This window comes from Mucilaginibacter puniceus, assembly GCF_054783175.1.
Window position 1 is genome coordinate 657,219 of the sequence record NZ_BAAGRB010000002.1, and the last position, 24,352, is coordinate 681,570.

The 24,352-nt window shown below is 41.0% G+C and carries 18 protein-coding genes and 1 other RNA gene; 12 read left to right on the forward strand and 7 right to left on the reverse strand.

Annotation, left to right across the window (positions count from 1 at the left end):
• The first annotated feature begins 144 nt into the window (after positions 1–144).
• The 5 genes from ACYVJ6_RS09880 to ACYVJ6_RS09900 all read left to right on the forward strand — a co-directional run bounded on the left by ACYVJ6_RS09880 (position 145) and on the right by ACYVJ6_RS09900 (position 4,810).
• Complete coding sequence (locus ACYVJ6_RS09880) at positions 145–555, forward strand: DUF1573 domain-containing protein (RefSeq protein WP_460693894.1); 411 nt, start codon at positions 145–147, stop codon at positions 553–555.
• Positions 556–691: 136 nt separating this feature from the next.
• Positions 692–1,924: a pyridoxal phosphate-dependent aminotransferase gene (locus tag ACYVJ6_RS09885; protein ID WP_460693895.1), complete on the forward strand. Its 1,233-nt coding sequence runs from the start codon at positions 692–694 to the stop codon at positions 1,922–1,924.
• Between the two features lie 43 nt (positions 1,925–1,967).
• Positions 1,968–2,336, forward strand: a transfer-messenger RNA (tmRNA) gene (gene ssrA / locus ACYVJ6_RS09890).
• A 266-nt stretch (positions 2,337–2,602) separates the two neighbouring features.
• On the forward strand, positions 2,603–3,277 hold the full coding sequence (locus tag ACYVJ6_RS09895) for a winged helix-turn-helix transcriptional regulator (RefSeq protein WP_460693896.1): 675 nt from the start codon (positions 2,603–2,605) through the stop codon (positions 3,275–3,277).
• A gap of 243 nt (positions 3,278–3,520) precedes the next feature.
• The gene (locus tag ACYVJ6_RS09900; RefSeq protein ID WP_460693897.1) at positions 3,521–4,810 is read left to right on the forward strand and encodes an SGNH/GDSL hydrolase family protein; all 1,290 of its coding nucleotides are present in this window, start codon (positions 3,521–3,523) and stop codon (positions 4,808–4,810) included.
• A 364-nt stretch (positions 4,811–5,174) separates the two neighbouring features.
• On the opposite strand, the gene ACYVJ6_RS09905 is transcribed toward ACYVJ6_RS09900, so the two are convergent.
• Both ACYVJ6_RS09905 and ACYVJ6_RS09910 read right to left on the reverse strand, forming a co-directional pair.
• Complete coding sequence (locus tag ACYVJ6_RS09905; RefSeq protein ID WP_460693898.1) at positions 5,175–5,864, reverse strand: response regulator transcription factor; 690 nt, start codon at positions 5,862–5,864, stop codon at positions 5,175–5,177.
• A complete protein-coding gene (locus ACYVJ6_RS09910; RefSeq protein WP_460693899.1) occupies positions 5,861–7,348 on the reverse strand; it encodes a sensor histidine kinase in 1,488 nt (495 codons plus the stop codon). Before ACYVJ6_RS09910 ends, ACYVJ6_RS09905 begins: the two co-directional genes overlap by 4 nt.
• Before the next feature lie 107 nt (positions 7,349–7,455).
• Between ACYVJ6_RS09910 and ACYVJ6_RS09915 the strand changes: the two genes are divergently transcribed.
• Positions 7,456–9,258 (forward strand): S9 family peptidase, encoded by a 1,803-nt coding sequence (locus ACYVJ6_RS09915; protein WP_460693900.1) that lies wholly within the window; start codon positions 7,456–7,458, stop codon positions 9,256–9,258.
• Positions 9,259–9,530: 272 nt separating this feature from the next.
• Here ACYVJ6_RS09915 and ACYVJ6_RS09920 read toward each other — a convergent pair whose 3' ends face one another.
• Complete coding sequence (locus ACYVJ6_RS09920; protein ID WP_460693901.1) at positions 9,531–13,280, reverse strand: beta-galactosidase small subunit-related protein; 3,750 nt, start codon at positions 13,278–13,280, stop codon at positions 9,531–9,533.
• 126 nt (positions 13,281–13,406) lie between these two features.
• Complete coding sequence (locus tag ACYVJ6_RS09925) at positions 13,407–14,294, reverse strand: helix-turn-helix domain-containing protein (RefSeq protein ID WP_460693902.1); 888 nt, start codon at positions 14,292–14,294, stop codon at positions 13,407–13,409.
• A 582-nt stretch (positions 14,295–14,876) separates the two neighbouring features.
• Between ACYVJ6_RS09925 and ACYVJ6_RS09930 the strand changes: the two genes are divergently transcribed.
• The 5 genes from ACYVJ6_RS09930 (at position 14,877) to ACYVJ6_RS09950 (ending at position 20,857) form a co-directional block, all read left to right on the forward strand.
• Positions 14,877–17,846 (forward strand): KAP family P-loop NTPase fold protein, encoded by a 2,970-nt coding sequence (locus ACYVJ6_RS09930; protein ID WP_460693903.1) that lies wholly within the window; start codon positions 14,877–14,879, stop codon positions 17,844–17,846.
• A 131-nt stretch (positions 17,847–17,977) separates the two neighbouring features.
• On the forward strand, positions 17,978–18,187 hold the full coding sequence (locus tag ACYVJ6_RS09935; protein WP_460693904.1) for a hypothetical protein: 210 nt from the start codon (positions 17,978–17,980) through the stop codon (positions 18,185–18,187).
• Between the two features lie 9 nt (positions 18,188–18,196).
• Positions 18,197–19,219 carry an LLM class flavin-dependent oxidoreductase gene (locus tag ACYVJ6_RS09940; protein WP_460693905.1) on the forward strand — a complete coding sequence of 341 codons (1,023 nt, stop codon included), beginning with the start codon at positions 18,197–18,199 and terminating at the stop codon, positions 19,217–19,219.
• 88 nt (positions 19,220–19,307) lie between these two features.
• Positions 19,308–20,306, forward strand: coding sequence for a glycosyltransferase family protein (locus ACYVJ6_RS09945; protein ID WP_460693906.1), 999 nt, complete (start codon positions 19,308–19,310; stop codon positions 20,304–20,306).
• Positions 20,307–20,365: 59 nt separating this feature from the next.
• Positions 20,366–20,857, forward strand: coding sequence for a DUF892 family protein (locus tag ACYVJ6_RS09950; protein WP_460693907.1), 492 nt, complete (start codon positions 20,366–20,368; stop codon positions 20,855–20,857).
• Between the two features lie 170 nt (positions 20,858–21,027).
• On the opposite strand, the gene ACYVJ6_RS09955 is transcribed toward ACYVJ6_RS09950, so the two are convergent.
• Together ACYVJ6_RS09955 and ACYVJ6_RS09960 are read right to left on the reverse strand one after the other, a co-directional pair.
• On the reverse strand, positions 21,028–21,381 hold the full coding sequence (locus tag ACYVJ6_RS09955; protein WP_460693908.1) for a YtxH domain-containing protein: 354 nt from the start codon (positions 21,379–21,381) through the stop codon (positions 21,028–21,030).
• Positions 21,382–21,506: 125 nt separating this feature from the next.
• Positions 21,507–21,698 carry a cold-shock protein gene (locus ACYVJ6_RS09960; RefSeq protein WP_460693909.1) on the reverse strand — a complete coding sequence of 64 codons (192 nt, stop codon included), beginning with the start codon at positions 21,696–21,698 and terminating at the stop codon, positions 21,507–21,509.
• Positions 21,699–21,944: 246 nt separating this feature from the next.
• On the opposite strand from ACYVJ6_RS09960, the gene ACYVJ6_RS09965 reads away from it, so the two are divergent.
• A complete protein-coding gene (locus ACYVJ6_RS09965; protein WP_460693910.1) occupies positions 21,945–22,598 on the forward strand; it encodes an HAD family hydrolase in 654 nt (217 codons plus the stop codon).
• Positions 22,599–22,792: 194 nt separating this feature from the next.
• Here ACYVJ6_RS09965 and araA read toward each other — a convergent pair whose 3' ends face one another.
• The gene (araA, locus tag ACYVJ6_RS09970; protein ID WP_460693911.1) at positions 22,793–24,283 is read right to left on the reverse strand and encodes an L-arabinose isomerase; all 1,491 of its coding nucleotides are present in this window, start codon (positions 24,281–24,283) and stop codon (positions 22,793–22,795) included.
• Positions 24,284–24,352: the final 69 nt, after the last annotated feature.

Sequence of the window (24,352 nt, forward strand, 5' to 3'; positions counted from 1 at the left end):
TCATAAATAAGGGAGCTACAACAACTTTTATCAGCTATATGCGTATACATTGATACAACCGGTACAAATTATAATTTAAAAACAATTAAGATATAATTGATTTTACGCTAAACCTTTTATATTTGTATTAATCAAACAACTGATATGAAAAAATTAATGTTAATATGCGCTGTAGTTTTAGGCTTTGCCTTTACAGCTTCGGCACAAGATAATCAAAAAGCCGAATTTAAATTTGTTGAAGAAACACACGATTTTGGCAAAATACCACAAGGCAAACCGGTTACTACCGAGTTTGTGTATACAAACATTGGTGTTGAACCCCTTATTTTAACCAACGTACAACCAACTTGCGGCTGTACCATTGCCGACTATACAAAAGCACCGGTTAAAAAAGGCGAAAAAGGTGTTATTAAAATAACTTACAATGCGGCAGTTGCAGCGCCATTTAACAAAGCAATTGTGGTTACCTCAAACGCTAAAACTCCGCAAAAATATTTAACCATTAAAGGCGAAGTTGTGGAAGCAGCGGCTGCGGCAGCACCAAGTACCAGATAGAGTTTTAAGCACAAACCCTTAACTCTCTACACTGGTGAGGAAGGGTCATAAACAGAAAAAGGCCCGATAGTTCGGGCCTTTTTCTGTTTATGCATATTTACAATTACAAATACCATCTTTTTATTAATTTTACACCATGCCAAGTATATCCAAAAAGGGGCAGCGAATGCCAGCTTCTCCTATCCGTAAATTAACTCCTTTTGCCGATAAAGCTAAATCAGAAGGTAAAACAGTTTATCACTTAAATATCGGTCAGCCTGATATTGAAACCCCTGTGGGGATGATCCAGGCAATTAAAAATATAGATTTTAAAGTTTGGGCCTATACAGCGTCAGAAGGTACGCTATCTTATCGTAAGCAATTAGCCAAGTATTATAACAAAGCCGGATATAATATTACTACTGATGATATTATTGTTACCGCAGGCGGATCAGAAGCTATATCAATAACTTTTATGACCTGTCTTGACGCCGGCGATGAGGTTATTGTGCCTGAACCATACTATGCCAATTACAACGGTTTTGCCAGTCAGAATGATGTTATTGTAAGGCCCATTATGTCGTACATAGAAAATGGTTTTGCCTTACCTCCTATTAGCGAGTTTGAGAAAAACATAACGGACAGAACCCGCGCCATATTTATTTGCAGCCCCAATAACCCTACAGGTTACTTGTATTCGCGCGAAGAAATGGAAGCATTGAAAGCATTGGTTTTAAAGCACGACCTATACCTTTTTGCCGACGAAGCCTACCGCGAATTTTGTTATGGCGACCAGCCGTTTGTATCGCCCATGCATTTGGATGGGTTGGAAGAAAATGTGATCATCATTGACACCGTTAGTAAGCGTTACAGCGCCTGCGGCGCACGTTTGGGTTGCATCATTACCAAAAACCGCAGGTTTTGGGAAACAGCTATCAAATTTGCGCAGGCAAGATTGGCTCCCGGTATGGTTGAACAAATAGCAGGAGAGGCTGCTATTGATACACCTGACGAATATTTTTATCATGTTAAAGCTGAATATACTGCCCGCAGAAATACGATAGTTACCGCATTAAACAACATGGAAGGTGTTTACTGCCCTAACCCGGGCGGAGCTTTTTATGTAATGGCACAGCTGCCTATTGATGATTCGGATAAGTTTTGCCGTTGGATATTGGAAGATTTTAGCTATCAAAACCAAACGGTAATGATGGCGCCGGCAACGGGCTTTTACAGCACACCAAGCGCAGGCAAAAACCAGGTACGCTTGGCTTATGTATTAAACAATGCCGACCTTGAAAAAGCGATGGTATGTTTGGCGGAAGCGTTAAAGGTATATCCGGGTCGTACAATTGTAAAATCGCATTTGGCGGAGGGTAGCGTGCTTTAAGCCAAACTAATAATTAGTATATTTGTTGTTCTACAAACTACTTGGGCTCGACCGGAATTGACAGGATGGAGATAAGTAGGTAAGCATGCAGCGCGTTGGGTGAATTAGCGCTCTAATCAGAACACTCAAAATCACAAATGGCGAAAATAACTACGCCTTAGCTGCTTAATTTAGAATTAACTAGCTTTTGTCCCGCCGGTTTTCCGTTTTGTTGGATCGGCAACCGGGGCATCGAAAAACGAAACTAGTTAGCTTAACGGTGTGCATAGCTAGCGAAATAAAACACCTAAGGAAGACGGTACAGGTAAGCGGCTGACCTTCCCCTTCCCTACAATTAAACAGCAGATAAGCATGTAGAAAGCTTACCTTATACCATGTTTGGACGAGGGTTCGAATCCCTCCGGGTCCACAAATACAAAAGCCTGCCCGCTATCGCGAGTGGGCTTTTGCATTTGTATAGAATTCCGGGTCCACCTAACGTGAGCACCAGAGCAAAAATTTCTTGAAAATCATGGTTTACACAACTTAACACATTTTTAACTTTTATTTTTATAAAATATTGATTAACAATTAATTAATAAAAATACACCCCAAAAAGTGTAAACCATGATTTTTACAATAAATTCTTTATTTTAAAGAAATTTCTTTATATTTGTAATTGCCCTAAATTACCACCCAATGAAAACCCCTGCCCTATACAAACCCGCCCGATTAACCAAACAGGCAAAACAAAAAATTGACAACCTGCTTAAACAGCAACAAATAACCATGTACGACATTGCCGACCTCACCCCGTCCGAACGCGATTACCTGGACCAAAACCTTACCCAAACAATGCAGCAACTGGAAGGTGCCCCGTACGACGAATTTTTAGCCAAAGTGGACCAAATTATAGCGCCCGAAAGCAAAAGCGATATTTGGGAAAACAACCACCTGGCCATTAGCGAAGCCATTGCCCAAAACATGCGCGTGCTGGGTTTTATGCCTACCCAAACCGAAATTGCCGAGCACACCGGTTTAAGCCGCCAAACCGTTTCCAAACATTTAAAGGAGTACAAAAAGCAACCCGAGTTTATACAGCAGGCCCAACAGTTTACCTTTATGGCCCCGCACCTGTTGGCCAACGTGTATAAGCTGGCCCTCAATGGCGATGTACGCGCCGCCCGGTTATATTTTGAAGTTATTGGCGCCAAAACCACGCCACCCCAAAACACCCTCCATAGCAGTGCTACTAACCTGCCCGGCACCCAACACAACTACATACAAATTAATAATACCATTTTGAGCCAGGAAAACCTGGCCCGCCTAACTGCCGAGCAACTGAACCAGATAGAAGGGATTATTAAAGGTTAAGGTTTGGGCGTTGTTCCCATCCCCACAGCTGTGGGGATGGGGACCCGCGCTATCCACTCATACTGCACAGGCATTAGCCACCATGGCCGGTATCCGTTTCTATCGCTAACGCAATACTTCCTGCGCACCAGGCCGTTGTTGGTGTTATCAGGCAACTATATACGTTTTACGCCATATGGGTAAAACTAAACAAATTTCAATTTTGCGGACTTATGCCTTATATTGCAGTAAAAAACATCTGCTATGAATAATAAACAACTAAATCCGGGTACTATATTTTTAAAAGAACTGTTTTCTGTTGGCGGTCCGTTTAAAATAATACCTCTGCTGTGCTTATTGTTGTGTACAGTTACTATATCGGGCTTTTCAGATCGTCCCGGCACGGCATTGGCCGATACTAATTGGGTAGGTACATGGGGTACCGGCCTCCAGTCGGCCGAAGGAAGGAATCTGCCTCCTGCACCCGGCCTTAGCAATAACACATTGCGGCAGGTAGTATGTGTATCTATAGGTGGCAAAAGCCTGCGGTTAAAGTTCTCTAACCAATTTGGCAAAACCCCGGTTACCATGAAGGGGGTACAAATAGCTGTATCAACAGGCGGCGGCGCAATTGATCAATCAACCGTTAAAACATTAAAATTTAATGGCAAACAAGAGGTTGCCATGGAGCCCGGCGCCGAAATTGCTTCAGACCCGGTTGCGTTTGATCTGAAACCAAGAATGGAGGTTGCCATTACCATTTCATACGGAGAAACACCGGCAATTATGACCGGTCATCCCGGGTCATTTACCACTTCGTACCTGCTTGCCGGCCAAAATACGGCGCCGAACGCTGATTTTAAGGATGCTGTGAAAACCCGACATTGGTATACCATTAAAGGTATTGACGTGGAAGCACCAAAATCGGCAGCTACAGTAGTTGTTTTTGGCGATTCAATTACCGACGGGAATGGATCGGGCACCGACAAGCAGGATAGGTGGCCGGATATTTTAGAAATGGCTTTGCTAAAAAATAACGCTACCAAACAGGTAGGCGTACTTAATATGGGTATAGGGGGCAATTGCGTGCTTTCATCGGGTTTTGGTGGCCCATCAGGTTTGGATAGGTTTGACCGCGAGGTAATGCAGCAGGCCGGCGTTCGTTGGCTGGTTATATTTGAGGGTATCAATGATCTGGGCGCCACCAGGGACAGTACCAAGGCTGCCGAAGTTGCCAATAACCTGATTGCCGCCTATGATAAAATGATTGCCAAAGCACATGCAAAGGGTATAAAGGTTTATGGCGCAACTATTACTCCTGTCAAAAAATCATTTTATTATGCAAGTTACCGCGACGCGGCACGTAACGCAGTGAATAAATGGATACGCACCAGCGGGCATTTTGACGCCGTTATTGATTTTGACAAAGCCATCAGGAGCCCGGAAGATGAGGCGATGATATTACCGGCCAACCAATCGGGCGATTACCTGCATCCAAGCGAACTGGGGTACCAGGTGATGGGCGGAATGGTGAACCTTTCGTTATTTAAGTAAGCCGGGTGGCAGATAATTTTTTCCACAAGCGGAAGTTTGCGGCAGCGGGAGGTAATTAGACAACACACAATTGCTAAACCCCTCCCTACACCCTCCCATTGGGAGGGAATCGCACATACCCGATTCGCCTTTTGCTGGCGTTTCGCGTGTGCTCATAATTCCCTCCCGATAGCTATCGGGATCGAGAGGGAAACTTTTTTAGCTCGTTAGTCCGGATTTGCAATCCCGGACTCAATGATAAGGGATCTATGATCCCATTCCACAATGAGTTATATTTATTGGGGCGATAAGCGGATTGTAAATCCGCACATACAATAGTCCGGGATTATAAATCCGGACTAACAGGGAATTGAGCAGTTACCAATTAATCCGTAATAAGTTTATAACCAAGTCCTCTAACATTAATAATTTGTATAGTAGCATCAGATTGAAGATGCTTTCTTAGCTTGGTAATGTATACATCCATTGTACGGCCATTATGTGGGTTGTCATCTCCCCAAAGTTTCATAAGTGCCGATCTCCTATCCAGTAAGTTGTTTTTATGCAACAATAACAACAATAAAAGCTCGCATTCCAGATGTGACAGCTTAACAATTTTATGATCACTACCTACTAATACCTGGCGCTGGGGAAACAATTGGAAAGAAGCGAATTGTACAGGATTACGACTATGTATGGCATTTGTTTTATTTCTTTTGAGTAATTCATTTACTCTCAAAATCAACTCTTCCAAACTAAAAGGCTTTTTAAGATAATCATTCCCACCACTACTATATCCTTCTGCAAGGTCCTTATCCTGTGACCGTGCGGTAAGAAATAGCACAGGAATTTGAGGGTCAGTTTTCCGCAGTTCTTTCACGAAAGTAAAGCCGTCCATAAATGGCATCATCACATCTACAATACATATATCAAAATTATCCTTGTATACCGCTTCAAGACCAAGCCTGCCATTACTCTCATGCTTAACAATAAAACCCCTGCTAACCAAAGTTTCGGTTATGATCTTTGCAAGCTGAAGTTCATCTTCAAGTAAAAGAATGTTGGGTAACCTCATGCTTTAAAAAGTGGTAAATTAATTTGAAATGTGGTTTTCTCCTGGCTACTATCCAAGATAAGGGTTCCGTTATGTTGCTGTATAATATCACGGGCATAGCTAAGGCCAAGTCCATAGCCTTTTACATTATGTGTATCCCCTGCCGGGATTCGAAAGAAGCGTTCAAAAATTTTGTTTTGATATTCAATAGGGATAATATCTCCCTGGTTAGATACCAAAATACTTACTAAATGGTTGTTTGTTTTAGTTTCTATTGTTATAGTAGGAGGGTCACCTCCATATTTTATAGCGTTGTCTATTAGGTTGGATAATACATTTCCTATATGAATTGCGTCACCCTCAATATTTATATCCCTGGTTGGCAAATTAAGACTCATACTACCCTTTTTAGATCCCAGCAATGGACGACATTGCTGGATGCTTTTTTCGATGACTGAATTAACGTTAACAAGATTACGTTCCAGCAAAAGCCCTGACTGGTAATTTAACATGCTTTGCAAAATTTGATCGATAAAATTGGTGAGCGCGGATGCCTGGTAACGTATAATTTCTAAATATTCGCCGGACGCTTTTTTTCCAATATCAAAATTCTGTATGGCTTCTGCCGCAATGCTGATGGTAGATACCGGGGTTTTTAGCTCGTGGGTCATATTGTTTACAAAGTCGTCCTTTAATTGAGCAAGTTTTTTTTGTGAGAGGATGGTTTTAACGGTGTAAACAAAACAGGCTATAGTAACTACAATTAAAAGCAATAAAGTAATTAGTACCCCTTTTATCTTTGATAGTAATATACTTGAGAGATCTATAAATGTGGCACTAACATTTTTCTGATCTCTAAATCCATACAGGAGCTGCCGGGTTGTATATTCATCAGCAGTTACTTTAGGCAGTTGAGTGGGCTTTAAAGAAACTTTAGACGATGCTAATTGAAAAGGTTCTTTAATATCACGTTTAGCCAGTTCTTCAGCGTAGCTTATTTGCAGCTCTTTTAAACCTATTTTTTCTTTTATTAGGGCGCTATCCATTAAACGACCAAGGCGCGGTGTATAATAATACACAGATCCTGTCTTAAGATCATCCTGTATTTGGTAGTTCATCAATTTGTTTATGAACAATAGCCTGGACTGTGGTGTTATTTTTTCACGCTTAGAAGATCTGGAATAGCTTACAGTGAAGGGCGCACGCTTTTCTATAGGATGTTTATCCTGTAAGGTGAACTGATTTATCTTATAATTATCCATGTATCGGATGCCTATTTTAACCAGGTTAGTATCACTAAGCCATGCCCGATACTGTTTTGCTAATTTTTGACGATGGACATCCATAGTATGGTTTACAGCATTTGCAAGTGCGTCATTAACATCGCTTTTAAAAACACGCTCGGCATTCTGGTATGACTGGTAGCTCCAATAGCATTGCAACCCTATCAACGTAACCACGCATAAAGTCATAAGTGCAACTACAAGCCTGATTTTATTGTTCATGATGCAAAGTACAAATCATCGCACTTAAAGCATTAAACGTTAACACTAATTAACGAAGTTTCACATTGATTAACGCTACAACTCATTTATCACTGGTACGTTTGGATATGAAAAAACTACTGCTGCTAACCATGTATCTGGTGATATGTCTTGGCGTTTCTGCACAAACTATTAGTGATATTAAAATTAGTAAAGACTGGGTTGCCTATATAAAAAGCGGCGATTCACTTTTTATATCGGGACTTAAATCTGATTCGAAACCAATATTTGTGGACAAAGGGCTTCGGGCAAATCCAAACCAGCGGCTACTGAACTGGTCGCCCGATAATACCCAGCTTATCTATGAGAAAAGGGCAGATCGATATAGTGATTTGTATAGTTATAATATACCGTCGCACACTTCTAAAATATTAAATACCACCCTGCGCGATTCATTAAATTTGTTCAGATTTTATAAAGTACGTCAGGCAAGTATTAGTCCACAGCAACAATATTATTTTGCTTCTAATATAAGGGGACAAGAGCAAGGTTTTCAGCAACTTTTTAAAATCGATTTAAATAGCGGTAAAATTTCACAACTGACTAATGATACATCCGACGTAGGCAATGTAAGCGTAAGCCATAATGGGCGTCACCTAATATACGCTACCGATAAGGCTATCAATGATAAGCCGCAATCTATACTATACCTTGCAGATAATCAAGTTAGGGTAGCCTCATCAATCCCATTTAAAGACACTTTTTTTAACGGCTTTTCCTGGTCTCCAAACGATAATTTAATACTGGCAACTGCTGATGGCGGACTATCTAAATTATTTCGTTTGAACCAAGGGGCAGATACCTTGCAGCAGCTTAATTTATCACTTGCCGGTAATGAAACTCCGGTAAGCTTTTATAACAACAATGCTATACTTTACACTTTTACAGAAGGGGGAAATAAGAAAACAGGCTTATTGGATCTGAGCACAGGTATTAAAACATTGCTTCTTACTAATAACGAGATACTGCTTACCATGCAAGCAGATGGCAGCAACTCTCAACTCTTATATCTAAAAGAGTCACCCACCGAGCCAAAAGCCATCTGGAAAAAGGATCTGAGTTCGGCAAACGGGACATTAATAAAAATCATGGCTACTGTAAATCCCCTTGCTAAATACAAATATCTGATCAAAACGTATCAAAACGGAGGTGGCAAATCGTCATCCGCGTATATTTATTTTCCATCCAATTATAACAAAACAGGCAAGCCGCACCCGGTTCTGTTAGTGCCATATGGGAGTTATACAAATGCATATCCCACACTGGATTATTTTTTAAATGAGGTGGTTTTTAACTACCTAAAAAAAGGATATATCGTTATCTTTCCCAATACGCGAGGGATTAGCTCCGAGACACAAAAGGATGAATATGGAAAAATACAATTAGAAGATACACATCTATTTATAGATCAGGTAAAGCAAGAACTAAATGTCGACATGGGTCATCTTTGGGTTATAGGCCACAGTCATGGCGCAACAATGGTTTTTTATTACCTCACACATTCTGATCTATTCAGAGGGGGGATAGCAATTAATGGCGCGGCAGACTGGATAAAACAGGCAGCGTTGAAAAGCATGACGGGACTTCCAGGTGGAATGGGAGGCAGCCCGGAGCAATTTTCCGATAAGTATCGTGCATATTCACCATTAGAGAATATCGCTGATCTAAAAAAACCTATATTAATATTTGCCGGAAAAAAAGATACACAGATCATATATGATATAAATGCCGTAGCATTTCATGAACTGGCCATTAAAAATCAAAAGAATACCCGCTTGATATTATTTGATAACGAAGGACATCTTATACAAGACCCCAAAAACAGAAAGGTATTTCAAAAGGAGGTTGATGACTTTTTGAATAACTATTAAAAGTCAGCCTATGGTCGGATTACCACAGTTCGTCACCCCTCGCTGGCGCACGCGTGTCCAGCAACTTGAATTACCCTACCCGCGTTAGCGATGGAAGCGGATACCGGCCATAGCGCCTAAGGCCTGCAGGCGTATGAGCGTACAGCGCGGGCCGCAGGTAACGCCCATATCCCATAAACAACAAAGCCCTGCAAATTGCCGGGCCTTGTTGTTATATTACCACAAGCGGGATGCTTGTGATAGGGGTGTTTTTGGTAATTCAGTTGGGTTATTTATTGATTAATTTTAAATGGTTTTATGGTACTGGTGAACAGTATGGCTTGAGGAATGGTTTGATATTTATCAAGCACCCCTATTGCCGTGCATCCTACCCCGGTAGTTTGGTAGTCGAAATTGAAGGTGACACCATCCGCTTTGACCAGGTCATAAGTGTATTTTGCCTTTGACAAATTTTCGGTACTGTAGTTATAGCAATTGAAATTGAATGGTTCGGTTGATGAAAACTCCATTCCTATTCCTTCGGCATTGGTCAGCCGCACATAGCGGTTGTCGGTGCGCAAGCCATTATCCTGGGGTATCAAATACGGTACAAACATGGCATCAACTGTCGATTTATAAAGCCCCATCCGGTAGCCGGTTTTACGGTCGGGGTAATTCTCCTGCGGCCCGCGTCCAAACCATTCTACATTTTGCATTTGGTCATTAAAAACCCATTTGGTACCGATGCGTGGCAGCGTAGTGGGCATTTTTCCATTAGGATCAATAGTGTGCTGTAAAGTGATTTCACCGTCGGGCGCGATGGTATAGACCATTTCATTGTCGAAGCCTGCAGTGCTTGAATTTCCCAAAGGTGCCAATTGATGAATACTGACAATTACATTGCCATTCTTATTTTCAACCCCAAATGTTTCCAATTTTGGCTTCATTTTATCCAAACCAATGGTATACCATGAAGTGGCAACCATCTTGCCATAGCCATCGGCCCTAACCCCGGTATAGGTCCAGTCGTCCTGTTCGTTAGCCAGCGGGGCACGCCAAACATTAAGCTGCGCTCCCTGTTTTAGCAATTCGGTACCCATATATTTCATGGACTGCAATTGTCCGTCGGCTTTATTAAAGGTATAATCAAAATTTACGCCGGATACGATCAAATGTTGCGCATTATCTGTCACTTTTAAAGGATTGGTTTGCTGCTGTACCGGTTTTTTATCGGCAGTAACAACCCATGGCATTTCCAATTGATCCCAACACTGTTCAAAACCCTTGGGTGCCCATACGGTAGCTTCTTTGGTATGAAAACTAACTGTTGCCAAATAGGTTGCACCGGCTTTGAGCTGAGGCTTTGCGATAGGAAGAACGTAGGTTTTTGTTGCTTGCGGTGCTACATCTACCTCCAATTTTCCGGAAGCTATGGTTATGCCGTTTTCCTCCAGGTTCCAACGCGCTTCCAAGGCATTGGTATTGGTAAAAAAGTTTCGGTTGTGCACTTCTACTTCCATTTTTTCGGCATCGCTCCACTTTACAGAAATAGGTTGAGCCGATTTTTTTATTTGCCACATCTCAGGCTCCGGCACCCGATCGGGCCAAATACTTCCATAGGTACGCGCGCCAATGCCGTAGCTGAAAAAGTTGCCTTTGTTTTGTTCCTGTTCAAAATCCAGCCACAAAGCCGCGCTATTTTTCAAGTCGGGTTTTGCTGCAAATAGGTCATTTATTTCAATCGCTTTTGGGAAAATCCCCACCTGATCAATAATGGCATCGCACAAATAAGCTGTGGTATGCTGCCCCTGTGTCTCTACGTTTTTGCCCACATTAATAGGAAAAGGAAAATTACTGATCTTTCCGGTTGCAGGCGCTTCAGCTATCTTTTTGTTGTCGATATAAATGGCTATCGACTTCCCGTTATAGATACCCGCTACGTGATGCCATTTTTGTGTCCAGTCTTTGGGTAATTCACCACGTACAGTTGTTTTTCTGGATGTGTAGATATAAAACTCGATCGAATTTTCGCCAACTTGCTGCAAACCAAATTGATTGTTTCCTTTGGTGAGCATGGTGCCGCCCATTTTCATCAGATCGCGTGGAAAGATCCAAAAGGAAGCGGTTAATTCATCGCCCGAGATCTCCACATTTTTATCCTGGTAAACTTCCACCCACTGATCGTGGCCATTCAGGTCAATGCCTTTTCCATCGTGCCCCTCCACCAGCTTGGCACGCCCCATGATGTGCGTAGCTACATTGTTTGGTGAAGAATCTGTCAATTTGCGAACCGGCTCGAGCAATCCCGGACTCACGAAATCCCAGATCGCACCGCCCATGATGCGTGGATACCGGTAAATCACATCCCAATATTCATCCAGTCCGCCACCGCCATTTCCGGCCACCGAAAGGTATTCGTCCATAAAGGATGGTCGCGGATCAACACTTTCAGGAACCATCCCTACCCTATTTTTGAGTTCAAAAGGTGTTGGGTAACGCGGGCCGATGATCTCTTCGCAAGACTGCGCAAAAGCGTTTCCGCCATACATCCAATATCGTGTAGCATCGTATTTCCGTCCTTCATCAATCACGGCACAAATATTTTTCCCTTCGCCACTTTCATTTCCGGCACTCCAAAACAAAATGCTGGCATGATTACGATCGCGAAGCACCATTCTCCTAACACGTTCACGATACATGGGCTCCCACTCGGGCCTGTTGGACAAATATTCAGTTGCATGAGCTTCATCTCCGGTTTCATCGATGATGTAAAATCCATATTCGTCTGCTAATTCTAAATAGCGTGATACAGGGGGATAGTGTGATATGCGTACACAATTGATATTGAATTGCTTAAACAGCTCAAAATCTTTCCTGATGGTGGCTTCGTCCATGGTATGCCCCATAGTGGGGTGTTGCATGTGCGTATTGATGCCGTTAAGTTTTATGGCCTTGCCATTGAGGTAGAAAACCTGGTTGCGGATCTCGGTTTCTTTAAAACCTATACGCCCGGTAATTACTTCTTCGGTTTTTCCTTCATTGTTTATTAACTCCATGGTTAAGCGGTAAAGATTAGGCGTTTCGGCGGTCCACTTTTTAGGATTTAATATATCTGATGAAATATTAACCGTTTGCTTATTATCAGCAGTTATTTGAACCGCGTCAGAGGTGAAATTCTTAACCAACACATTGTCTGCATTAAACAGTGAAGCCCGAACCCTGTAGTTCTTTTTATCGGTTTTTGATTGGTTATTTACTGTGATCTGCAAATCCAGTTTTGCGTTCTCATAGTTTTTGTCCAGATCGGTAGTGGCATGCCAGTCGAAGAGATGCACGTCTGATTTTGCGTACAACCAAACATCGTCAAAAATACCGGCCAGGCGCCAATAGTCCTGACTTTCCAGGTACACACCATCTGAATATTTCATTACGTTTACGGCAATGGTATTTTTTCCCGGTTTAAGGAAAGGGGTAACATCGTATTCAGCAGGCTCCTGCGCACCTTCGTTGTAGCCCACTTCCTGTCCGTTTATCCACACAAACGATGCCGAAGCGGTTTTCTCCATGCGCAAAAAAACGCGTTTGCCTTTCCAATTCGCCGGTAAGGTAAATGTTTTTCTATACGAGCCGGTCGGGTTGTATTCGCGGGGGACGAAGGGCGGATTGGAACGAAACGGGTGTGCAACATTGCGGAAAAAAGGATCGCCAAAACCCTGCATTTCCCAGTTGGAGGGAACGGTAATTTGAGCCCATGCCTGATCATTAAAATTTGATGCAAAAAAGTTATTGGGTGTACCTTCGGGCGTATTGGCAAAATGGAACTTCCACTTTCCATTCAACGAAAGCACGTTAGCTGACTTCGATTGCTGAGCGTTTAATGCTTCACTAACCGATCTGAAGGGAATACTAACCGTGTGGCCTTCTATCTGGTTCGTTTCAAATACGTTTATATTTTCAATGAACGAATAAACGTTAGCAAATTTCGGTTGCTGTGCCGACGCTGCAAAACTCACCAGCATAAACAGGTAAAATAACTTTTTCATTTTAGGATCTTTATAATAATTGGTTTTAAGACGTTGAGGTTTGTCTTATTCAAAATTAGACTTTCATTAAACCAAAAATTTGACAGAAACAGACTATTTTTTGCGCTAAACCCGACTATTGGTTGTTTAATCGGAGTATGAACTGTTTATACGATGTTTGTAAGCGCTTGGCGAAAGCCCGGTAACTCTTTTAAATGTTCTTGAAAAGTTGGATAAACTTTTAAAACCGGTCAACTCAGCTATCGATTCATAAGCAAGCCTGCTTGCGCCTATCATATGCTGGGCACGCTCCACTCTTTTTTCGGTAATATAGGCCAGTGGGCGGGTGCCGGTATGGGCCTCAAACGTCCTCGAAAAGTATTCGGCATTTTGATTGGCCCTTTCGGCTAATGAGGTAACCGTTAAAGGTAAATGCAGGTTAGCTTGTACAAACCGCATGGCATCCAAAATTTTCTCGGGAATAAACTGTTGGCCCTTTTGTTTAAATATTTCAGGTAAGGTAAAGCGCGATAGAAACTGCAATAAAATTCCCTGCGTTTCCAAAAAAACAGATAAACTTTGCTGATTATTTAACTGCTGATACTCATTATAATAAATGTGCTTTTCATATACCTGGGGGTTGTCAGAGCGATTGATCCCCCTGCCGGGGTTTATCTCGATCAATCGCCTAAAATTGATCACATCAACCTCATTGGCCTTCACTTTTAATATAGATGGGTTTGCGGGGAACAAGGACTCTCCCTCCAATGACTCTTCAAAAAACTGCACAAAGTACTGGCTTAAAAAATTGGTACATACCAGATCACATAAGGTGTAACTTGGTATGATGTACAAATACCCCGCCTCTAATTTGAATTTCTTTTCCGAATCAGACAACTCTCCTTCGCCATCGTCTATATAATATATGCGATGATAGGGACTGATAACGCCCCGATAATTCCATTTACTATTTAGTTTTACATAGTCCACGTTTAAAAGCGAGAAGCTATGCCTTAAAACTCTGCGCACTAACATGGGGCAAATGCTATTATCATTTTATCAATATCGGTTCTACCTTTTCAAATTTAATGTAAAGGATTTATACGCAATATACAATAACAGACTTTTATTGACTAAAATACTTTTGGGGTGTGTACTTTGGGCGTTGCCACCGATAGAGGCGGCCCAGGCTATCCGCTCATACTGCACAGGCCTTAGGCGCTATGGCTCCCCACAGCTGTGGGGACTGCTATCCCTAACGCAACCGTTTCGTTTTTCCCGGTTGCTGGCGCAAGTATGCAGCGTTAAGCTGGCGGGTTAGTCCGTAGGACTCCTATGGAGGGTACTTGTGACCGGATAATTAAAAAGACCTGGATAGTTTAAAAAACCCCAGGTAGTTTAATAAGGCACAAAAACTCCTTGCACTTTCCCTTGCTGCATTCTTGCGCCAGCTTGGGCGGATTTTAAATCCGCTATAAAGTGTGGTCCAGGATTATAAATCCGGACCAACAGGGGTAACACCAACAAGGGCGGAAGTCGGAGGCATATGAAATAGGATTATTTCTTAATATGAAATAGTATATTAGCTTATTATTTAGCTAAACCTCGATACACTTAATGAATATATTGATAGACAAAGAATTAGATCTTAACCAAAAAGATTTATTAAATACAAGATCTTATGCGAAGTCACTAAAAGAACTTATTTTAAATGCTCCTTCAAATACACCAATGACCATTGGTTTGTTTGGTGAGTGGGGCTCTGGAAAATCTTCAATAATTAAAACGCTAACAACCGACTTAAAAGACTCTAAAAAATTGCGAGTAAAATTTGTCGTTTATGATGCTTGGAAATATGCAAACGATTCCTTTCGTCGAATGTTTTTATTAAAAGTTCAAAATGCTTTAGGATTAGATCAAACGTCTAAAATGTCTTCCTTTTATATTAACAAAAATACAGAGGTTGATATTAAAAGAAAGTTCAATTTACCTTTTTTGACATTAATAACAGTGGCGCTTTTAATGTGCCTATTGGCATATTCAATTATCTCACCCCACCCTACAGAAACTATTACACTTGCAATAATTTTGTCAATACTTGGCTTTTTAGCCAATGTTTTTTCAAAAGCATTTAATGAATATAAAATAACGACCCAGGAACCCTATCTTTTTGCTCCTGAACAATTCGAAGAATGCTTCAATGAGATTGTCAGTAAAGCTTTAAAAAAATCTACCGGCTTAGAAAAAATATCAAATTATATAACAGGTAAAGAAGACGGAGATATTGACAAATTAATTATTGTTATTGATAACATTGACAGATGTCATCGCGAAACAGCATATGAGCTTTTGACTAACACTAAAAACTTTATAGATACGAGATTAGATGTTGTTTTTTTGATTCCAGTAGATGACAACGCATTAAAAAAACATATCTTTCAAGGACAGGCAGAAGGTTCGAAAGAAAGTGAAGAATTTCTTAGAAAGTATTTTAATGTTACGGTTCGAATCAAACCTTATAAAGTCACCGAAATATTTGATTTTGCAGCAAATATTAACGAAGAAAATAGGTTAGGATTTAAACCCGACACTGTTAACATTATCGCAAAGGAGTATGCATCTAATCCAAGAAGGATAATTCAATTTTATAATAATTTACAAATAGAAGTTACTCTGTTAGCAGATAAATATGGTAAAAGCTTTGTTGAAAAAAATGAAATTGCAATTTGTAAATTTCTAATTATACGGGAAGAATGGCATAAGCACTACATGATGCTTTGTGAAAGTCCTGATCTCTACTTTAGCGATGATTACCAAGCTTTAAAAGAAACGGACACAGATGGTTATGCGTCATTTCTTGAGTCTACTTATATAAGCACGAGAGATATTACTTATGACGAACTGCAAAAAATACTAATCAATAGTGATAATTATGACGTACTACCGGATACAATTCTTACCAAGGTAAAACTCGCTGATTTTGGTGATTTCGATGAGGTTTTAGAAAATGCAGGTTATTCCAAAACTCGAGTAATAGATTTTTTTCTATTCCACCTTAAAAAATCCGTCAAAAGCAAATTGTTCAAAACTGAAGTTCCAGATACACTTGATCATATATATCTTGTTCTGACCAATTTACAAGATATAGACAATAGTTATTTTGGGCGTTTAGAAAGCGAAATAAGGAAAAATATCAATACCCATATCGGCAATGCAAAAAGCACTTTAAACTTGGTTAAATTCAGCAATTACGCCCTTAAAAAAGGAGTGTCATTTATGAATGATGCAATAATTAAATACTTTTCCAATTTTGAACAGGAAGATGATAAGTTTTATGATAGTCCATTGTTTGAGCTTTACCGCGATTATTATCAGAACGCTAATGAAAATCAGCTTAATATTGCTGCAAAAGGATTTCCGAAATATTTAAACAATACTAAACTTGAAGACAAACTTGACCGAACAATAGATAGCAAAAAATTGGAAACATTATACACAGAGTCGATTATAGGAACTTATCTTATCAATACGGCTGTGGAATTCTGGAATGATCAAGAAAATATAAGCCGATGGTTATTTCTCGCTGATAAATTGCCCGAACAAAATCAATTACTCAGACCCATCACTGTTGAAGCATCGCGTGCATTAAACAATAACGTTAATGGCAATGAATTACTAATTCAGGTTCTTGGTAATATTTTAAAAACTTCAAAGAACATAAGTTCCGATGACATTCTCATCAGTACCCTTGCTAGTATAAATACATCTTTATTTGGTTTAACGCGTCTACCTAATGGAACCGTCCGACAGTATTTACAGCAAATGTCCGCGGAAAACCATCAAACAACTGCCTCATATTTAATTGAAAGTTATCGTGCCACATATGGATCTCACGATACAGTTACTTGGATCACGCAATTGGTCAGTGTCGCTAGTGAAAACATTATTAAAGCCGACCTATTTACAATGATTACATCTTATCCCGACCTGACCATTGTTCCGTTGAAGCAGTTAATTAATGGGTTTGTCGAAGTTTCAGCTAATACGAACAATATACTTCTTAATGCACTGTACCGTGAGCAAGACGGAAATGATTATACAGATGAAGAAATTAAAGTTCATCTTTCTCGTATACTCGAAAAAGTTAAAGCTGATCCATCCAATGACGATCTTTTACTTGCTCACTTAAATCATAAACGGGGGCAGAAAATTATTGCCGATCTTTTAATAGAAAGCCCAGTAGAAGAGTTTAAAAAATTATCCATACCTATTCAGAGTGCCGCTTTTGATTTGATGACAGATAAAGCGAACATCAGTCGTTACAAAACCAATTTTGAACTTTTGAACACGATTGCTCAGAACGGTAATAAAAAACATATCAAAGGTTTAATAAATACAATAAAATCGAATTTAATTGACCAAGAACATACTGAACAAACCTTACAATTGATTACAGCTATATCAAATATCGGAAAAGGTGATGCATCTGATTTGGCTTCTTATATCCAAACAAATAAAATAGCAGATATGGGATTTAAAAAGGAAACTGAAAAAGTTCTTAAACATTTAAATGAGGTAAAAGATTAATCCCCAAGCTGGCGCAAGAATGCAGGGTATGCCATTGCGTGGAGTTCTTGTGCCTTAACTATATAAGCAAGTCACAAGTACCCGGCCCTCTTCCGTTCGCTGCATACTTGCGCCAGCAACGACGAAAAATAATGCCCGAACGAGATTCGAACTCGTACATGGCAGCTATAAACAAATCTCAACTGCTAAGCCGCGTTAGCGATAGCAGCGGATACCCGCCCTCGTGGCTAAGGCCTGCGCAGTATGAGCGGATAGCGCGAGCCGCAGGCAACGCCCAAATAAATGTTACAACATACAAATTATACAATACGATGATAGTAGCTTGTACTATTGATGCTTAACTTTGGGTTATGAAGAAAATAGGCTTTCTATCATTTGGGCATTGGGCCGATCATCCGGCTTATCAAACCCGTACAGCGGGCGATACGCTTTTACAATCTATTGACCTGGCCGTAGCGGCTGAAGAATTGGGTATTGATGGCGCGTACTACCGGGTGCATCATTTTGCGCGGCAGTTGGCATCGCCTTTTCCGTTATTGGCTGCCATTGGTGCCAAAACCAGTAAAATTGAGATAGGTACCGGGGTAATTGATATGCGTTACGAAAACCCGCTATACATGGTTGAAGATGCCGGCGCTGCCGACCTGATAGCCGGCGGGCGCTTGCAACTGGGCATCAGCCGTGGGTCGCCCGAGCAGGTGATAGAGGGCTGGCGCCAATTTGGCTACGCACCGGAGCAAGGAGAAACGGATGCCGACATGGGCCGAAAGAAAGCGTTGGAATTTTTAAAACGACTGGACGGCGAAGGTTTTGCCGAGCCTAACCCCAACCCAATGTTCCCCAATCCGCCGGGTTTGTTACGGTTAGAGCCACATTCGGAAGGTTTGCGCGAGCGTATATGGTGGGGAGCGGCATCAAACGCTACGGCTGTTTGGGCCGCCGAGCAAGGCATGCACCTGCAAAGCTCCACCCTAAAATTTGACGAAAGCGGCAAACCGTTCCACATACAACAAGCCGAACAGATAAGGCTATATAAAGATGCCTGGAAAAAGGCGGGGCATCAGCGCGAGGCGCGGGTATCTGTCAGCCGCTCGATATTTGCCTTGGTTAATGACCAGGACAGGATGTACTTTGGGCAGCAAGGTAAATCAAGCGATAGTTTTGGTTATATCGAGCCCGAAAAACGCGCCGTTTTTGGCAAAAGCTACGCCGCCGAACCGGATCAATTGGTAAAAGAGTTAGCGCAGGACGAGGCCCTGCAAGAGGCAGATACCATATTGCTAACCATCCCCAATACTTTGGGCGTTGATTATAATGCACACATATTAGAAGCTATATTACGGCATATTGCCCCCGCGTTAGGCTGGCGATAAGGCAATATTAACCACTGTAGCAACTGCTAACTTTAGCGTAACATTCAGTTAATACCTCAACCTTACTTTTGGGTATTTAATTGAATAGATGAAAATACTATACGCTATACAAGGCACCGGTAACGGCCACCTGAGCCGGTCGATGGATATTGTGCCCCTGTTGCAAAAAATGGGTAAGGTTGATGTACTGATAAGCGGCACCCAAGGCGACCTGAAATTGCCTTTCCCGGTTAAATATAACCTGCATGGCTTTGGTTTTGTGTTTGGCAAATCGGGCGGTGTTGACCTGTGGAAATCGTTTTTAAAATCGCGTTTCCGTAAATTCCTGAAAGAGATCAACGATCTTCCGGTTGAGGATTATGATGTAGTGATCAACGATTTTGAACCGGTGTCTGCCTGGGCATGTTATATGAAAAACAAACCCTGCATTGGGTTAAGCCACCAGGCGGCAGTGTTACATGAAATGGCCCCCAAGCCAGATGAAACCGATGCTATTGGTAAACTGATACTCAAACACTACGCCCCGGTTACGGCCAATTATGGCTTTCATTTTAACGCCTTTGGCGACAGGATGTTTACCCCGGTAATACGCCAGCAGGTACGCGAACAGGTAATTACCAACAAAGGGCACTACACGGTTTACCTGCCTGCTTATGATGATAAACGTTTAATAAAGCGCCTGTCTGAATTTAAGGATATACAGTGGGATGTTTTCTCCAAACACAACAAAAAAACTACCAAACATAAAAACATTACTATTCAACCCATCAATAACGAAACTTTTATAAAAAGCATGGCACAAAGTGCGGGTGTGCTTTGCGGTGGCGGATTTGAAACCCCTGCCGAAGCGTTGTTCATGAAAAAGAAGCTACTGGTTATCCCCATGAAAAACCAGTACGAACAGCAGTTAAATGCCGCTGCACTAAAACAAATGGGCGTACCGGTTATAAAAAGTTTAAAGCCTAAACATAACGATACGATATGGGAATGGTTAATTAAAGGCCAACCCATTAAGGTTGATTACCCGGATAATACCCAACAAATATTAGCTCTAGTTTTTGAGGATCTGAAACTGATGCCGCACTGATAAAACTATAGAACTTAACTGCTTTTTTGATGTTATGTAAGGTAATTACTTATGATAACATGGCTACAAAAAAATTAAACCCCACCGAACTTCGCCAAGCCTTTGCACACAACCTAAACCGCATGTATTTTGGCAAACTGCTTTTAAGCCAAAAAATGAGCCCATTGATTGAATCGGCATCATCTAAAGCCTTAAAGCTGGCCCTAAAGGAAATGCACCAGGATGTGATCAACCAGATAAACCGCATGAGCGACATATATGGCCTGATCAATGAAAAGCCTGCCAACGAAAGTAATAACCCGCTAAAAACATTAATTAAGGATGAGTTTTGTTTAAAAACATCCGGCGAATCGGCCATCATAAATGATATGGATATTATACTATATGTACAGATATTGGAACATATCAATATAACTGCTTACCGCCTGATGAAGATGACAGCACCTACATTGAATAATAAAAAAGTGGAGCAGCTATTAACTGAATGCTTTGATGAATCGGTAGATGATGACCAGTTGTTTGTTTTGGTCAGTAAAGAATATATCGATTAAAAAATAAAAGCCATCCGAAAAATCGGATGGCTAATTATAGCTATTTAATACCCCTATTAAAATAACCTACAGTAAAATTACTATAATTTATTTTAAACCAGCAACCTATTTTTATATTGTTACAAAAAAAACCTACGAAAAGTAGGTTTTTATATATAATAGTATAAAAATTAAGCTTGTTGTATAGATTGATTCAGGTCACTTGCGGTTTCCTTAACTTTTGATTTCGCGGTATTGACACCATCGTTAGCCGTATCGCGCACTTCGTCGCTAAAGTTGTTTACCCTATCGGCCTCACCATTAAATTTTGATTTTGCCTGGTTAATAACATTGCTGCCATATTCCTTTACACTATCGGCCGTGTTTTGTGCCTTATTTTTAGCTGATGATACCAGGTCATTTACATAATCGGCAATATCACCCCTTAAATCTTCACCTTTGTTTGGGGCCAATAATAATCCTAATGCCGCGCCTGCTGCCGCACCCACTAAAAGGGCTGCTATAATTTTTGATTGATCTTTCATAATGTTTTTCTTTTTGTAGTTGTATAATTAACACAACAACAGTGCCAAGCATAATTATTATTCATAAAAAAAGCGTCCCGATTGTATCGGGACGCTTTTAAACGTTTTAAATGACTTATATATACTTATATAACCTTTACATTTACCGCATTTAGGCCTTTTCTGCCGTTCTCAACTTCAAACTCAACGTTGTCGTTTTCACGGATCTCATCAATCAGACCTGATGAATGAACAAATACGTCCTGACCACCAGCACCTGGTGTGATAAATCCGAACCCTTTTGATTCATTAAAAAATTTTACTGTTCCTTGTTTCATTATTTTATTTATTAAAAGGCGCAAGGTAAGCATAATATATTGAGCCACTGCATGATTTATCAAATAATGACTTTTAATACAGTATTGAATACAAAAGCCCTTAACATCATGTTAAGGGCTTACCAAAAAATGTCTGTCGAGGACATATTCTAACCAAGTATATACATATACGCTAATTTTTTATTGATGGTTGCCTGTGTTTTTACCCCAGTTAATTTTAAGTTTGCCGCTTATAATTTAATACAGATGAAAGCCTTTATTTTCGACCTTAACGGTACCATGATCAACGACATGGAGTACCATACCAAAGCCTGGATGAATTTATTAAATGACGAACTGGGCGGCACTTTTACCTGGGACGAAGTAAAGCAGCAGATGTATGGCAAAAACCCCGAGGTATTGGTACGAATGTTTGGCCCGAAACGATTTACTTTGGATGAGATGAATACTTTATCGCTGGAGAAAGAAAAACGCTACCAGGAGGCTTATTTATCGCAACTACAACTTTTACCGGGGTTAAATGATCTTTTAGAAAAGGCTTATCAACAAGGCATACCTATGGCCATTGGCTCGGCGGCTATACCTTTTAATATTGATTTTGTGCTGGATAATTTGAACATAAGGCATTATTTTAAAGCTATTGTAAGCGCGGATGATGTAGAGCTAAGCAAACCACATCCCGAAACTTATTTAAAAGTAGCTGAACAACTAAATATCACGCCTGCCGATTGCCTGGTATTTGAGGATGTACCCAAAGGTGCCGAAGCTGCTGCCAACGCCGGGATGCAATGCGTAGTATTAACTACTACCCACCAGCAGCATGAATTTACTGCCCTTACTAATGTGATACACTTTAGTGATGATTTTAAGGGTGAGTTTTTTGAGGGTTTGGTAGGATAATAATAAAGCGTCATTGCGAGGAACGAAGCAATCTCTACAAAGGACAGTCAGGCAGATAGATGTTGTTTAGTAACGAACATTACGGTTTTGATTTGCAAGTGCAGAGATTGCTTCGTTCCTCGCAATGACGGTTAAAAATAAAAAAGGCTTGCCGACGGCAAGCCTTTTTTTAGCATTATAAAAGCGAACACTTCTTACCTATAATAAACCTCGCTCCACCTCAACTCGTTTTTAAGTTGGCGAAGCTTGGTGTCTTGATCAATTAGCACATACTCAATTCCGGCTATATCGGCAAAATCTTCCATGTTAACGGCAGATAAATTTTGGCTATAGCAGGTATGGTGCGCGCCTCCGGCTAATATCCACGCGGCACAACCGGTGTTCATGTCAGGATGTGGTTTCCATAATACACGCGCAACAGGCAATTTAGGCAGGTCATGCTGAGGCTCTACAGCGTCGACAGTATTTACCAATAACCTGAAACGGTTACCCATATCAATTAATGAAGCGTTCAATGCCGGACCGCCAGCCACGTTAAATACCAAACGTACCGGGTCGGCTTTGCCGCCAATACCTAATGGATGTATCTCGCATTTAGGCTGTCCGTTAGCAATCGACTCGCATATCTCTAACATATGCGATCCTAATACCATCGGGTTGCTTGGGTCGAAGTGGTAAGTGTAATCTTCCATAAAGGCGTTACCTCCTTTTAGGCCGCTACCCATAACTTTCATGGCACGTACCAGTGCGGCTGTTTTCCAGTCACCCTCGCCTGCAAAACCGTAACCTTTACCCATTAAACGCTGTGCAGATATACCCGGTAATTGTACCATACCATGTAAGTCTTCAAACGTATCCGTAAAGCCTTTAAAGTTTCCGTCTTTCAAGAAAGCCTCAAGACCTAATTCAATTTTAGCAGCCTCACGTAACGAATTGTATTGGCTACCACCTTTACGCAGGCTTTCTACAACCGCATATTTAGCTTCGTACTCGGCGGTTAAACGGTCAACTTCGGCATCGCTAATGGCATTAATAACTTTTACCAGATCGCCAATACCATGGGTGTTTACCGAGAAACCAAATTTCATTTCGGCCTCTACTTTATCACCATCCGTAACAGCTACATAGCGCATATTATCGCCAAAGCGAACGAACTTAGCACCTTGCCAGTCAAACCAACCGGCAGCAACACGTGCCCAGCCGTTTATTTGCTCCAACACGGCAGCATCCTGCCAGTGACCTACAACTACCTTGCGGTTGATACGCATACGCGATACCATAAAACCAAACTCCCTGTCGCCATGGGCACTTTGGTTAAGGTTCATAAAGTCCATATCAATATCGGCCCAAGGGATATCGCGGTTAAACTGGGTGTGTAAGTGCAATAAAGGTTTTTGCAATATTTTCAATCCGCCTATCCACATTTTGGCTGGCGAGAAAGTGTGCATCCAGGCAATAACACCGATACAGTTTTTAGTGTTGTTGGCTTCCAATAAAGTAGCCTGAATTTCTTCGCTTGATTTTACGGTAGGTTTAAAAATAACCTGTACCGGTATTTGAGCCGCATCATTTAATGATTTGGCAATTTGCTGCGAATGTACTGCAACTTGCTTTAAAGTTTCTTCGCCGTATAAGTGCTGGCTGCCGGTTACAAACCAAACTTCCAATTTTTTAAGATCTAACATATATGTTAATTATTGATGATTATTTTAATGACTTAATGACCCAATGGCATAATGACTAATGACTATTGA

Coding starts and splice junctions, on each gene's coding strand:
- ACYVJ6_RS09950 (WP_460693907.1), top strand. CDS start 20,366: ATGGCTACAAAAAAATTAAACCCCACCGAACTTCGCCAAGCCTTTGCA.
- ACYVJ6_RS09880 (WP_460693894.1), top strand. CDS start 145: ATGAAAAAATTAATGTTAATATGCGCTGTAGTTTTAGGCTTTGCCTTT.
- ACYVJ6_RS09945 (WP_460693906.1), top strand. CDS start 19,308: ATGAAAATACTATACGCTATACAAGGCACCGGTAACGGCCACCTGAGC.
- ACYVJ6_RS09920 (WP_460693901.1), bottom strand. CDS start 13,280: ATGAAAAAGTTATTTTACCTGTTTATGCTGGTGAGTTTTGCAGCGTCG.
- ACYVJ6_RS09960 (WP_460693909.1), bottom strand. CDS start 21,698: ATGAAACAAGGAACAGTAAAATTTTTTAATGAATCAAAAGGGTTCGGA.
- ACYVJ6_RS09930 (WP_460693903.1), top strand. CDS start 14,877: ATGAATATATTGATAGACAAAGAATTAGATCTTAACCAAAAAGATTTA.
- ACYVJ6_RS09955 (WP_460693908.1), bottom strand. CDS start 21,381: ATGAAAGATCAATCAAAAATTATAGCAGCCCTTTTAGTGGGTGCGGCA.
- araA (WP_460693911.1), bottom strand. CDS start 24,283: ATGTTAGATCTTAAAAAATTGGAAGTTTGGTTTGTAACCGGCAGCCAG.
- ACYVJ6_RS09905 (WP_460693898.1), bottom strand. CDS start 5,864: ATGAGGTTACCCAACATTCTTTTACTTGAAGATGAACTTCAGCTTGCA.
- ACYVJ6_RS09910 (WP_460693899.1), bottom strand. CDS start 7,348: ATGAACAATAAAATCAGGCTTGTAGTTGCACTTATGACTTTATGCGTG.
- ACYVJ6_RS09935 (WP_460693904.1), top strand. CDS start 17,978: ATGCCCGAACGAGATTCGAACTCGTACATGGCAGCTATAAACAAATCT.
- ACYVJ6_RS09885 (WP_460693895.1), top strand. CDS start 692: ATGCCAAGTATATCCAAAAAGGGGCAGCGAATGCCAGCTTCTCCTATC.
- ACYVJ6_RS09915 (WP_460693900.1), top strand. CDS start 7,456: ATGAAAAAACTACTGCTGCTAACCATGTATCTGGTGATATGTCTTGGC.
- ACYVJ6_RS09925 (WP_460693902.1), bottom strand. CDS start 14,294: ATGTTAGTGCGCAGAGTTTTAAGGCATAGCTTCTCGCTTTTAAACGTG.
- ACYVJ6_RS09900 (WP_460693897.1), top strand. CDS start 3,521: ATGAATAATAAACAACTAAATCCGGGTACTATATTTTTAAAAGAACTG.
- ACYVJ6_RS09940 (WP_460693905.1), top strand. CDS start 18,197: ATGAAGAAAATAGGCTTTCTATCATTTGGGCATTGGGCCGATCATCCG.
- ACYVJ6_RS09895 (WP_460693896.1), top strand. CDS start 2,603: ATGAAAACCCCTGCCCTATACAAACCCGCCCGATTAACCAAACAGGCA.
- ACYVJ6_RS09965 (WP_460693910.1), top strand. CDS start 21,945: ATGAAAGCCTTTATTTTCGACCTTAACGGTACCATGATCAACGACATG.